At 49.5% G+C, this 12,243-nt stretch carries 10 protein-coding genes; 7 read left to right on the forward strand and 3 right to left on the reverse strand.

Features of this window, described 5'->3' with window-relative positions; translation table 11 throughout:
* Nucleotides 1-34: 34 nt before the first annotated feature.
* Complete coding sequence (locus KBW69_RS11410; RefSeq protein WP_257280932.1) at nucleotides 35-484, forward strand: DUF411 domain-containing protein; 450 nt, start codon at nucleotides 35-37, stop codon at nucleotides 482-484.
* Nucleotides 485-597: 113 nt separating this feature from the next.
* Nucleotides 598-1,002, forward strand: coding sequence for a hypothetical protein (locus tag KBW69_RS11415; protein WP_257252476.1), 405 nt, complete (start codon nucleotides 598-600; stop codon nucleotides 1,000-1,002).
* Between the two features lie 152 nt (nucleotides 1,003-1,154).
* On the opposite strand, the gene cueR is transcribed toward KBW69_RS11415, so the two are convergent.
* Both cueR and KBW69_RS11425 read right to left on the reverse strand, forming a co-directional pair.
* Nucleotides 1,155-1,574 (reverse strand): Cu(I)-responsive transcriptional regulator, encoded by a 420-nt coding sequence (cueR, locus tag KBW69_RS11420; protein ID WP_257252478.1) that lies wholly within the window; start codon nucleotides 1,572-1,574, stop codon nucleotides 1,155-1,157.
* A 3-nt stretch (nucleotides 1,575-1,577) separates the two neighbouring features.
* Entirely contained in the window at nucleotides 1,578-4,031 is a 2,454-nt protein-coding gene (locus KBW69_RS11425; protein WP_257274221.1) for a heavy metal translocating P-type ATPase, read from the reverse strand.
* Nucleotides 4,032-4,270: 239 nt separating this feature from the next.
* On the opposite strand from KBW69_RS11425, the gene KBW69_RS11430 reads away from it, so the two are divergent.
* The gene (locus tag KBW69_RS11430) at nucleotides 4,271-4,513 is read left to right on the forward strand and encodes a helix-turn-helix domain-containing protein (protein ID WP_257280933.1); all 243 of its coding nucleotides are present in this window, start codon (nucleotides 4,271-4,273) and stop codon (nucleotides 4,511-4,513) included.
* A 733-nt stretch (nucleotides 4,514-5,246) separates the two neighbouring features.
* On the opposite strand, the gene KBW69_RS11435 is transcribed toward KBW69_RS11430, so the two are convergent.
* Nucleotides 5,247-5,834, reverse strand: coding sequence for an acyloxyacyl hydrolase (locus tag KBW69_RS11435; RefSeq protein ID WP_257280934.1), 588 nt, complete (start codon nucleotides 5,832-5,834; stop codon nucleotides 5,247-5,249).
* Between the two features lie 551 nt (nucleotides 5,835-6,385).
* On the opposite strand from KBW69_RS11435, the gene gspC reads away from it, so the two are divergent.
* From gspC to gspF, 4 genes are all read left to right on the forward strand, one after another.
* Nucleotides 6,386-7,282 (forward strand): type II secretion system protein GspC, encoded by an 897-nt coding sequence (gspC, locus tag KBW69_RS11440; protein ID WP_257280935.1) that lies wholly within the window; start codon nucleotides 6,386-6,388, stop codon nucleotides 7,280-7,282.
* A 116-nt stretch (nucleotides 7,283-7,398) separates the two neighbouring features.
* Nucleotides 7,399-9,483: a type II secretion system secretin GspD gene (gene gspD, locus KBW69_RS11445; protein ID WP_257280936.1), complete on the forward strand. Its 2,085-nt coding sequence runs from the start codon at nucleotides 7,399-7,401 to the stop codon at nucleotides 9,481-9,483.
* Nucleotides 9,458-11,008 carry a type II secretion system ATPase GspE gene (gene gspE, locus KBW69_RS11450; protein ID WP_257254464.1) on the forward strand — a complete coding sequence of 517 codons (1,551 nt, stop codon included), beginning with the start codon at nucleotides 9,458-9,460 and terminating at the stop codon, nucleotides 11,006-11,008. The genes gspD and gspE overlap by 26 nt, the downstream gene beginning before the upstream one ends.
* Entirely contained in the window at nucleotides 11,008-12,231 is a 1,224-nt protein-coding gene (gene gspF, locus KBW69_RS11455; protein WP_257254465.1) for a type II secretion system inner membrane protein GspF, read from the forward strand. Before gspE ends, gspF begins: the two co-directional genes overlap by 1 nt.
* The last annotated feature ends 12 nt before the right edge of the window (nucleotides 12,232-12,243 follow it).

Genomic DNA, 12,243 nt, shown 5'->3' on the forward strand with positions numbered 1-12,243 from the left:
TTTTGAAAAACTACGAAAGTAGGGGAGTGAGACAATGAAAAAGCTGAAAGCCCTGTTCCTGGGAACTGCTGTTTTAATGTCGTCTATACTGGCCAAGGCGGAGGAGTCATTGCCGACGGTCATGCTCTACAAAACCCCAGCCTGTGGCTGCTGCACAGAGTGGGCAAAACATATGGAAGAAAATGGCTTTAAGGTCATGTCCCATGATGTGCCGGGCACAGCCACCTATCGTGCCAAGGCCGGAATTCCGAAAGGAATGGAGTCTTGCCACACAGCCTTTATCGGTGATTATGCCTTTGAAGGTCATGTCCCGGCTGCGGACATCAAGCGCTTGCTGACTGAAAAGCCTGATGGTGTGAACGGTCTGACTGTTCCGGGTATGCCTATGGGGTCGCCAGGCATGGAGTACGGAGACCTCAAAGATCCTTATAAGGTGATCGGTTTCAGTAGTGATGGAAAGATGAGTGTATTTGCCACTCATTAATCATGGCACGATCCAAAGAAGCTCTTTCATGAGCTTCTTTAGGAGCGAGTTTCAGCTCTCCTTTCAACTGCTATTCTCAACTCTCAAACAAAAAACCAGACAGGACAAGTAGTATGAGCCTTGAGGCAAGAGTCACGGTATTGGAAGAACATCGGGAGCAATCGGACAAGGTGCTCGCTGGCATGGAAGGCAAAATCTCCCTGCTTCTGAGGAAACAGGAGGGGATGCAGAAAGAGATGGACGGCCGCTTTAGTGGCATGCAGAAAGAGATGGACAGCCGCTTTAATGGCATGCAGAAAGAGATGGACAGTCGCTTCAGTAAGCAAGATCAGGTGCTTGCCGGCATGAATCAGGTACTTGCTGGCATGAATCAAGTGCTTACTGGCTTTGAAGGCACAGTGGCCTTGGTTCTGAAGGAACAAGAATGGATGAAGGAGGAATTAGCTGACCATAGCAGGCGTTTTGACAAAGTTGAAGAGCTGCTGATCCAGATCGTCAACAACCTTGCCAGCAAGTAAGTAGCCTCTCGTTCCCACTCTCTTCGTGGGAACTCCCGCCTGCCATTGTCCTGGTCGTGCTTTTATGCCCTGTGGGTACCAGGCGCTTCTGTGAGATCGGTGCAAACTGAACATAAAACACCGACATTCTCATGACTTCAACTCCGATAGCTTTATGCACCATCTATATCAGGATTCGTTTCTTTTCCCTTGATCAATCGATCAATGATAGGGCAATCCGGCAGATCATCCCCATGACAGCATTGGGTGAGCTGTTGCAGGCTGTCACGAATCACCTGCAGTTGGCTGATCTTAGCCTCAACATCGACCATTTTTTTCAGAGCCAGTGATTTTACATCAGCACTTTTACGATGGTTGTCGTTGTACAGATCCAGAAGGTCCGAGCACTCTTTCAGAGTAAAGCCCAGCTCTCTGGCGTGACTGATAAAAGACAGTTCTCGTAAATGGGATTCATTATAATTACGGTAACCGTTATCGAGACGGTGGGCCGGTGAGATCAGCTTCAGACTTTCATAGTAGCGAATGGTTTTGGCGGTCAGCCCGGTGGCCTGTGCTGCTTTGGAAATATTCATGGTTCAGACCTCCCTGGCAGTTGGCTTGAACCGTCTCAGACGGTTGGCGTTACTGACGACTGTGACGGATGACAGAGCCATGGCTGCTCCTGCAACGACAGGGTTAAGCAACATCCCTGTGAAAGGGTAAAACACTCCGGCAGCAATCGGGATGCCAAGAGAGTTATAAACAAAGGCGCCGAACAGGTTCTGTTTAATGTTTCCGAGGGTTGCCCTGGAGAGCTCGACGGCATCGGCCAGTCCATGGAGTGAAGAGCGAATCAGGGTGATATCTGCCGATTCAATGGCAACATCAGTACCCGTGCCAATGGCAAAGCCAACGTCAGCGCGGGCAAGGGCCGGGGCGTCGTTTATGCCGTCACCTGTCATACCGACCCTGTGTCCTTGATCCTGCAACTCTCTGATATACCTTTCCTTGTCTTCAGGCATGGCTTCGGCCCTGAAATCATCAATGCCTACCTGTTGTGCGACGGCTGCGGCAGTCAGTGTGTTATCACCCGTCAGCATTATGACCTTGATGCCCAGCTTATGCAGTCTGTCGATAGCTGCTTTGGAGTCTTTTTTTACCGGGTCGGCGACCGCTATCAGTCCCGCCAGTTGGTTATCAACAGCCAGAAAAATGGGGGTTTTACCCTGATTAGCCAATGACTCTGATGTTGAGGTCAGAAGCATGACATCAATGCCATTGGCAGCCATGAGATTTTCATTACCCAGCAGTACCGACTTTTTTTGAACACGCCCGGTCACCCCTTGTCCGGTTACCGCATGAAAATCGGATACGGGTGAAAGTGACAACGATTTTTGTTTGGCAGAATTAACAATAGCGTCAGCCAGAGGGTGTTCCGATGCACTCTCAATACTGGCGGCTATCTGCAGAATTCTGTTCTTTTCTTCTTCGGTGTCCGCTGTAATGCAGATCTGTTCGATCACCTTGGGAACGCCTTCGGTGATGGTGCCTGTTTTATCCACCACTATGGTTGTCAATTGACTGGCCTGCTGCAAAGAGTCTCCTTTGCGAATCAGCATTCCAAGCTCAGCTGCCTTGCCGACACCGGCCATGACCGACATGGGAGTAGCCAGACCCAGGGCACAGGGGCAGGCGATAATCAGAACCGTGGTGGCTACCACCAGCGCGTGAGCCAATGTCGGCGCGGGTCCAAAAAAGAACCAGACCGAAGCTGCCAGAAGAGCAATAACCATCACAACAGGTACAAATATGGATGATATCTGATCAGCCATCCGGGCAATGGGCATCTTTGAACTTTGGGCTTTTTTTACCAGGGCAATGATATGGGCCAGAGCGGTTTCGCTGCCAACCTTTTCTGCCTTGAATAGCAAACTGCCATTTTTATTCAAGGTGCCTGCTGATACTTCGTCGTCGGGTGTTTTTTTCACAGCCAATGGTTCGCCTGTGAGCATGGATTCATCCACCAGACTGGTGCCTTCAGTTACGATGCCGTCTACAGCAATTTTCTCGCCGGGTCTGACCCTGAGGATGTCGCCTTTTAAAACCTGATCCGCGGGAATATCTATTTCCTGTCCATTGCGTACGACTCTGGCCGTTTTGACTTGAAGCCCAAGTAGTCTTTTTATTGCCTGACTGGTTTTTCCTTTCGCTCTTAACTCCAGGGCATGGCCCAGATTGATAAGACCAATGATCATGGCACTGGCTTCAAAGTAACCATGGCGAGCGGCAAACGGTAGTAGGTGAGGAAACAACACGACAACCATGGAGTAAAGCCAGGCAATGCCTGTACCTACGGCAATCAGGGTATCCATATTGGTGTTGCCGTGTTTCAAGGCTTTCCACATGCCGGTAAAGTAATGGTTACCGGAGAACACCAGAATAAAAAGAGTGGCAAGGCCGACAATCCCCCAGGCAAGTTGCTGAAAGGGCGTGTTTACGCTCATTTCCCCCGTGACGACACCCCATAACATCAGGGGAATGCCCAGACCCAGAGCAATGGCGGTATGTTTTAGCAGGTGCCGATACTGTTTTTTGTCTTCCTGTTCCTGCCTAAGTTGAATATCGCTGTCAGGTGTCAGCAAGGTACCCGGATACCCGGCACTTTCCAACGCCTTCAGAATGACACCAGCTTCAGGCCGACCCTGAACAGAGCAGATTTTATCGGCCAGATTGACCGACGCGCTCTCAACGCCCGGAACCTCCAGAAGAGCCGACTCAATTTTGCTGACGCAGGAGGCACAGTGAATCGTTGGTATAGAGAATTGTCGTTCAGAGTCGCCAGGCATCACTTCGGCTTCAAATCCAGCGTTTTTCAAGGCTGAAATCAGGGAGGAAGGTTCGGCACTGCCTTCGACCATGGCCGTTTTGTCTACAAAGTTAACACTGGCTGTATTCACACCAGCCACACCTTTCAGAGACTTTTCAATTTTGCCGACACAACCGGCACAGTTGACGCCGGACAGGGCCAGCTGAATCTGTAGAGATTTCATGATGTTACTCCACGAGATTGATTTTGAGGGAAACTGTACACAGGATAACCCTTACCCTGACTGGAAGGTAAAGAAGTGGTAGAGAAGATATGCCATAATTCGCAGCTAGCTCCAGTTAAATATTATGCACATTGGTACCATAACTGTTTCTGCACTATTTTTTCAGGCGTGATATTCTGATTCTTAACTTCCTGCCAAGTTCTAAACACTAACGCCTTCAAGCCAGGGATTTTGCCTTAATGACCAGCTCCATTACTGCTATCGAAGATATCATCAGTCTGAAAGAAAGCTTGGAAGTTGAGTTCAAATTAGCTGCCGGGAAAGAGGGTCGGGGAGAAGTACCAAAAGATGTCTGGAAAACCTACAGTGCCATGGCTAATACTGAGGGAGGTGATATTTTTCTGGGCATCAGAGAAAAGCCTGCCGGAGTATTCTCAGTTATCGGTATTGCCAAGCCAGACAAGATAATGAGTGACTTATAGAATACGCTCAACTCGGCCAAAGTCAGTGATAATCTGCTGAGTAATCAGGATATCTCTGTCATTGAGTTGAATGGCAAATCAGTCATACGCATTCATGTCCCCAAGTTTGGCCCCGAGCTCCGATGGTTTGGCCCCAAGCTCCGATGGTTTGACCCCAAGCTCCAATGGTTTGAGCTTGTCATATCGTCATCAGGATGGGAAACAGGTCATTTCAGACTTAACGGCGATTGTCCCCGATTTTCATCAAAAACTTTTGCAACTAACTGAAATTTCTAGCAGCCTGTCGGACTTAAGCGTCCGTAGCGAGGATTGCAAGAAATTGAGGATAAAAATTTCTGCTTCTGAGGAGAATAGTGAGCTATTTGACGAAGAAGCAGGAATTTCTAGACCAATTTATTGCAACCGCAGTAGGACAGCCTTAAGTCCGACAGGCTGCTAGAGAAAAGAAGAAGTTGGCTACCGAATTAATGGAAAAAACCATATTGGATGCCTGTCGCGGTCACTATTTGTCTCTTAAAGTTCTGGCAGAGTTACTGAACAGATCCCCTGATCCTCTGAGACAAGGGCATTTGAACAGGATGGTGAAAAACAGGCAGCTGGAGCGAGCTTATCCTGCTGAGCCTAATTCACCCAAGCAGGCTTATACCTCGGCTGAATAATGATCTTTTACCTGCGAGCTGGAATTACAAGCAGACAGTCAGCAAAACGCCCGACAACTGCCGGGCATTCCATTTCAAAAATGATACGCAAGCGAGAACTGGACAACATTCAAATCCATATTGGGCCGTTTGATATAAGCATTGGAGTAGTGAAGCAACTTGGCGCCCAGATCGAAACTTTTTTCGGAACCCAGAAGAACTCCGGCACCCAGCATGGTTTCAAACTGTAAATGAGTGCTTTTTTCTAAAGGCTGGTCGCCTTTGTAACGAATCTGGGTGTCGCTGATCCAGCCAACGCCCAGACCTGCATCGAAGTAATACCGTCCGCCGGGACTTTTGAATTGCCATACCGGAGTCATGAAAAAGCCATAGATATCATCGCCACCTTTCGAGCTATGCGAAGGGCTTGCATCCAGTTGATTATCCCAGTAAGAAACCGAGGTATCGAGAAGAAAGCGGTCATTCCATTCTAAGTTTTCGAGAAGTCCTTCGTCACTTAAATGCCATCTCAGGGCCAGACGAGTGTCCTTAACCTCTATTTTACTGGAAAGATCGGGCCCGTAGCTGAAATGAATACTTTCAGGTTGTGCGACGACCGACGTTGAAAAAACAGATAGCACCAAAGGTACTGCCGACAGAAAGGCTGCATTGTTGAGTCTCATGATCCTTATGCTCTTGTGTTTTTTAATATTTATTGAGCCCGCTACCAAAGTTTGCTTCGCAATACCCTTGCCACTCAGTGGGAGGGGGCTTCCTACTAACTTACACCAGGGAGCCAACGAATAAGACCAGATTTTTCCAACCTTGTTGTTTTTCAGCAAAGTCAGGTCGATATTGAGGCTGTTATCTCACCCGGTTTTGGACTTTTTATGACTCAAGAAATGAAGGAATCCGTGAAGTACCCGCTAATGAAGCCAGGTATGGTCAGTATCATTCGTATTCAAAGAGCTGATTCTGATGGCTTCACGAGAGTGTAACAGTGAACCATTATCATCAAATCGATCGACTTTACCTGGATCGAGATCAGGGCCGTTTTGCTTTAGCCCTTGTACACCGGAGGCGCTGAAGAACTCGTTGTTATTATAAGTATTTGCACGTATAGCTAATTTTTAGTACCTATGTACCACTAATAGTAGCAACTGAGAAAACAAGAATCTTAATGCCGGTTTTATGGGCATTGGACTGATAAACGAATTGATGAATAAGTTGTACCATGCCACCAACCCTGCTCAACAGACTAAAAGCCTCTGGCCCTCTGTCCTCGCCTGACTTTAACATTGCCGGTGTGTTGTCACAGACCGGGGTGCGGCGACTGATTATTGGCTGTGAAGTGCTGCTGGTCATTCTTCTGACTCAGCAGCTGGCTCGTCTTACATGGCAAGTCCTGGAAGGTTCTGACAGCGCCACGATTCATTCTTGGCAGCCTCAATCAACGGTGGTAAATGGTCGTCAATCGGAACAGGATGCCTACCCTGCGCTGAATGACTTTCATCTGTTTGGTCAGGAGCCTGTCAAGCTGAAACAAACGGATAAAAGCGATATCGACCCCAACGCCGTTCCAAAGTCCCGCCTGTCTGCAAAAGTAACCGGTATTGTTGCCAGTTCAGTTCCTGCTGATTCCGTCGCTGTGATTCATTCCGGTGGCCGTGATCGCACTTATCGAATTGGTGAAAAGCTTCAGGGTTCCAGTGCTGAAGTGAAAGATATTTATGAAGATCGGGTGATTGTATTCAACAGGGGCAAGCTCGAAGCCTTGTTGCTTTACCCCGATGAAGCGGATCGAAAAGTAGAAAAAAGAGACAGTAGTCGTTTGGCAGAATTACGTCAACGAGTGATCTCTGATCCAGCCTCTTTTACGGATTTTGTCCAGATCAACGCGGCTCAGAAGGATGGTCAGCTGGTTGGCTATCAGTTAACCCCTGGCAAGCTTCCTGACGTTTTTCGTGAGTCAGGCCTGAAGCCTGATGATATCGCCCTGTCTATTAACGGATATGACCTGAGTGACAGCAACGACACCATGAAGCTGCTGCAGGAAATCAAGCAGCTCACCCAGCTATCGATGACCATTGAAAGAAATGGTCGTCTCTATGAAATAGAAGTCAGACTATGAGTGTTAGAGGAAAAACAGGGTTATTAATATTATTCCCTGAATCGCTTAGCGGGGCCATGGCCCGGAAATGTGTAAATCAGGATGTTATGAGACGGCTGCGCAGACAGATCTGCTCAGTGACAGCAGGAATTTTACTGGCTACAACATCTTTTTTTGCCGGTCAGACATCTGCCAATTTCCAGCAATATTCTGCCAGTTTTGAAAAGGCCGATATTGCTGAATTTGCCAGTACAGTCAGCGCCACTCTGAACAAAACCATTATTCTGGACCCCGCTGTGCGTGGCTCTGTAACGGTCCGTTCCTATGACAAACTCAATGCTGAACAATACTATCAGCTCTTTTTGAACGTTCTGGAAGTCCACGGTTTTGCCGTTATCGAACAAGAGAATAATGTCCTGAAAATTGTTCAGGACAAGAACGCAAAAATGTCGGCGATTGCACTGGCTGACAGGCAAAAGCCGGGGCAGGGTGATGAGTTTGTTACCTGGGTGCTACCGGTTCAGAACGTGCCGGTGAGAGAACTGTCTCCGTTATTGCGCCAGCTGAATGATACAGCGGGCAATGTCGTTCACTACGACCCCTCCAACATTCTTCTGATGACCGGCCGTGCAGCCAATGTGAAGCGTCTGGTTGAGATTGTCAGACGAGTGGATATGGCCGGCAACCGAAACTTCTCGGTTATTCAGCTCGAGTACGCTTCTGCTTCTGAAATGCAGCGAATTCTCACTTCCCTGCTGCAGGAAAAAGGCGGCAAGGGCAGTACTTCCCGGGTGACCGTGGTTGCTGATGATCGCAGCAATCGACTGATTGTTGCCGGCCAGACAAGACAACTGCAAAAAGTGAATCGTATTGTCTATCAACTGGATGCCGAACAGGAATCATCCGGCAATACCCGCGTCTTCTATTTGAGGTATGCCAAGGCGGAAGAACTGAAAGAAGTCATGGAAGGTGTGGGTCAAACGGTTCAGGCAGAAAAAGACAGCGGTAAGACAGTTGTTCGTAATAACCAGAAGTTCAGTATCAATGTTCATGAGCAAACCAACGCTCTGGTGGTCACCGCTCAGCCAGACATTATGAAAAGTCTGGAAAGTGTCATCAAGCAGCTTGATATTCGTCGTGCCCAGGTTCTGGTCGAAGCCATTATCGTTGAGGTAGCGGATGGCGATGGCATTAACCTCTCCTTCCAGCTAGCCAATGCTAACAGCGGCAGTATGATGCAGTTTAACGATGGCCGAACGGTTCCGATTGGCCAGATCATGGCCGGTCTGAAAGATGCTGAAGATAAGCCAGGCTCAACAGTCATCAGTGAAAATGGCAATGTCACTGTCAATCCTGATCAGCCGGGTGATTACACCAAATTATATGATGCTCTGGCCGGTGTTTCTGGTGCGGCCTTCAGTATCACATCCGGCGACTGGACAGCCCTTTTGCAGGCTGTTACCAGCTCAACAAAATCCAATGTTCTGGCGACTCCGAGCCTGATGACGCTGGATAACGAAGAGTCTTCTTTCATAGTGGGCGACGAAGTCCCTGTTATCACCGGTTCTGCCTCCAGTTCAAACAACGACAACCCTTTCCAGACCGTAGAGCGTAAGGAAGTAGGTGTGAAGATGACTGTTAAGCCCCAGATCAATGAGGGAGATTCGGTGATGCTGGATATTACTCAGGAAGTGTCTGGTGTTAATGGTACCACATCCGTCGATGTCACTTTCTCCAAACGTGAAGTGAAAACATCCATCATGGCACGCAGTGGTGACACCATTGTTATTGGCGGATTGCTGGATGAAGACGTGCAGGAAAGTGTTTCCAAAGTGCCACTGCTGGGTGACATTCCCTACATAGGTGCTCTCTTTCGCTCCACCTCCAGCGAGGTGAAAAAGCGTAACCTGATGGTCTTCCTGAGGCCCACCATCATTCGTGACGATAACATCCTGACCAGTATCAGCGGTAAGAAATACAGCTATATGCGTGCCCGACAGCTGGATCGTCGTGATCAGGGCGTTGAGCTGATGCCTGATGCAAGAACCCCGGTCCTGCCGGAATACCCCTCTAACTCCGATCTGATGAACAGAGCGCGCCAGAAACTGGATGAAGCCGATCAGAAAGAAAAAGAGAAAGAAAAAAACGACAAGAAAGACGATGACAAGGTAGCCAGTAAACAGTCGGAGAAGAGCGATGCAGAGTCCGGCGATAACAGCTGATCAGGAAACCGAAGCCTCTGCTCAGGAAGCGGCACAAGATCTCCCTGCGGGTGTTCTGGAGCTGCCCTTTGCCTTTGCCCGTAACTTCGGTGTCCTGCTGGAAAGAGAGCAGCAGGGTAATTTCTGTTTGTACGTCAATGGTCAATCTTCCAGAGCCGCTATTACTGAAGTTCGTCGCTTTGTTGCAGGCCCGATTGACATCAAATCCCTGTCTGAGGGTGACTTTGAGGCGAGACTGTCGAGCTATTATCAAAAAGACTCATCGGCTGCCCGTCAGCTGATGAATGATATTGGCAATGATGAAGAGCTTCACTCTCTGGCAGAGGAATTGCCTGACAACGAAGACCTTCTGGATGCCGACGATGGTGCCCCGATCATTCGAATGATCAACGCCATGTTGGGCGAGGCGATCAAGGAAGGTGCCTCCGATATTCATATCGAAACCTTCGAAAACTGTCTGGTGATTCGCTTCCGTGTCGATGGTGTTTTGAGAGAAATCCTTCGACCCCAGCGCAAGCTGGCGGCATTGCTGGTATCCCGTATCAAGGTTATGGCCAAACTGGATATTGCCGAGAAGCGGGTTCCTCAGGATGGTCGTATTTCCCTGCGACTGGGTGGTCGTGCCGTCGATGTCCGGGTATCGACACTGCCTTCTCGTCATGGTGAGCGAATCGTATTGCGTTTGCTGGATCGCAACAGTGTCCGCATGGATATGTCCAGTTTAGGTATGACGCCCGATATTCATCAGCATATCAGTGAAGCTCTGCATAAACCTCACGGTATTCTGCTGGTCACAGGCCCGACCGGTTCCGGTAAGAGTACGACACTGTACGCTGGTCTGACAGAAATCAACGACACCGAACGTAATATTCTCACTGTTGAAGATCCTGTGGAATACGATCTCGAAGGCGTGGGTCAGACACAGGTCAACCCCAAGGTCGATATGACCTTTGCCCGGGGGCTGCGTGCCATCCTGCGTCAGGACCCGGACGTGGTGATGGTGGGTGAGATTCGTGATCTCGAAACCGCAGAAATTTCTATTCAGGCCTCCCTGACCGGTCACCTGGTGCTGAGTACCCTGCACACCAATACGGCTATCGGTGCTGTCACACGCCTGAGGGATATGGGCATTGAACCTTTCCTTCTGTCATCCAGTCTTTTGGGCGTTTTGGCCCAGCGTCTGGTTCGTACCCTCTGTCCTTCCTGCAAAGTAGCGCGAGAGCCAACGCCTCATGAGCGAAAGCTGTTGGGAATAGACGACTCTGACAGCAGACCCGTTCACGAAGCCAGCCCTGAAGGTTGTTCCGAATGTCATGGTGGTGGCTACAAAGGCCGAACCGGCATTCATGAATTATTTCTGGTCAACGATGAAGTCCGCCGTATGATTCATGAAGGTGTAGGTGAACAGGCTTTGGAAGATGTGATTCGCAGGACCAGTCCCAGTATCCAGAAAGATGGCTTTCGTAAAGTTCTTGCGGGTATGACTTCCATTGAAGAAGTACTGCGGGTGACCAGGGAGGAATAATGGGCGTATTTGCTTATGAAGCCCTGGATAAAAAGGGTAAAAAACGCAAAGGGGTGCTTGAGGCTGATTCCCCCCGCCAGCTTCGTCAGCAGTTGCGTTTGGAAGGTCTGGCTCCGGTGGCCATTACTGAATCCGAACAAAAGAGCAGTGGCGAACGGGCGTCGTTTTCTCTGTTCGAGAAGAAAGCCAGCCCGGCTGAAGTCGCCATGTTGACTCGTCAGCTAGCGACTCTGGTAGCGGCTGCCATTCCTCTGGAAGAGTGTCTTCAGGCTCTGTCCCGTCAGGTTCAGAAATCCCACCTGAAAGCCATGATCACTACCGTAAGAGCGAAGGTACTGGAAGGACGGACGCTGGCAGAAAGTCTGGCGATTTACCCGAAAACCTTTGACACACTCTATTGTTCCATGGTGGCGGCTGGCGAAAAGTCCGGTCACCTGGATACGGTTCTGGAGCGACTGGCGGACTACACCGAACAGCGTCAGGTGATCCGGGGCAAGCTGATTCAGGCCATGATTTATCCCGCCATTCTCACCATCGTGGCGGTCTCGGTCATCGCCATTCTGCTGGCAACCGTGGTACCTACCGTAGTGGAACAGTTTGCGGATCTCGGACAGGATCTGCCAGCGATGACCCTGGCTCTGATTGCCATGAGTAATTTTGTTCGGGACTACGGCTTCGGTGTATTAGCTGGTCTTATCATGCTTTTATTCCTGAGGCAGCGCTTGCTGGTTAATCCTGAACGGAGACTGACCCATGACCGATGGATGCTGAAAATGCCCGTTATGGGCGAGGTGGGTGCCGGTGTTGATACCTCCCGTTTTGCGCGGACACTCAGTATTCTCAGTAGTAGTTCAGTGCCGCTTCTGGAGGGTATGAGAATCTCCGCCGAGGTCATGTCCAACTCTTTTATCCGGAAATCCCTTGAGCAAGCTTCGGAGCGGGTGAGGGAAGGTTCCAGCCTCTGGGTGGCGCTGGATCAGACACAACTGTTTCCGCCCATGATGCTTCACATTATTGCCAGTGGTGAAAAGTCGGGTGAGCTGGAACAGATGTTGGGCCGGGCAGCGGACAGCCAGGATCGACAGTTTGAAAACCAGGTGAACATTGCCCTGGGTGTTTTTGGCCCATTGCTGATTGTCTCCATGGCGGGCATGGTGCTGTTTATCGTTATGGCGATTCTGACCCCGATGCTGGACCTTAACTCACTGGTATCAGGTGGTTAACAGGCACCAGGG

Origin of the sequence: Endozoicomonas sp. ISHI1 (assembly GCF_024606225.1) — a bacterium.
In the GTDB taxonomy this organism is placed as follows: Bacteria; Pseudomonadota; Gammaproteobacteria; order Pseudomonadales; family Endozoicomonadaceae; genus Endozoicomonas_A.

What these genes read in the sequence shown, in the direction of transcription:
- KBW69_RS11435 (WP_257280934.1), bottom strand. Translation starts at nt 5,834, where the DNA reads ATGAGACTCAACAATGCAGCCTTTCTGTCGGCAGTACCTTTGGTGCTA.
- cueR (WP_257252478.1), bottom strand. Translation starts at nt 1,574, where the DNA reads ATGAATATTTCCAAAGCAGCACAGGCCACCGGGCTGACCGCCAAAACC.
- KBW69_RS11430 (WP_257280933.1), top strand. Translation starts at nt 4,271, where the DNA reads ATGACCAGCTCCATTACTGCTATCGAAGATATCATCAGTCTGAAAGAA.
- KBW69_RS11415 (WP_257252476.1), top strand. Translation starts at nt 598, where the DNA reads ATGAGCCTTGAGGCAAGAGTCACGGTATTGGAAGAACATCGGGAGCAA.
- gspE (WP_257254464.1), top strand. Translation starts at nt 9,458, where the DNA reads ATGCAGAGTCCGGCGATAACAGCTGATCAGGAAACCGAAGCCTCTGCT.
- gspF (WP_257254465.1), top strand. Translation starts at nt 11,008, where the DNA reads ATGGGCGTATTTGCTTATGAAGCCCTGGATAAAAAGGGTAAAAAACGC.
- KBW69_RS11425 (WP_257274221.1), bottom strand. Translation starts at nt 4,031, where the DNA reads ATGAAATCTCTACAGATTCAGCTGGCCCTGTCCGGCGTCAACTGTGCC.
- gspC (WP_257280935.1), top strand. Translation starts at nt 6,386, where the DNA reads ATGCCACCAACCCTGCTCAACAGACTAAAAGCCTCTGGCCCTCTGTCC.
- KBW69_RS11410 (WP_257280932.1), top strand. Translation starts at nt 35, where the DNA reads ATGAAAAAGCTGAAAGCCCTGTTCCTGGGAACTGCTGTTTTAATGTCG.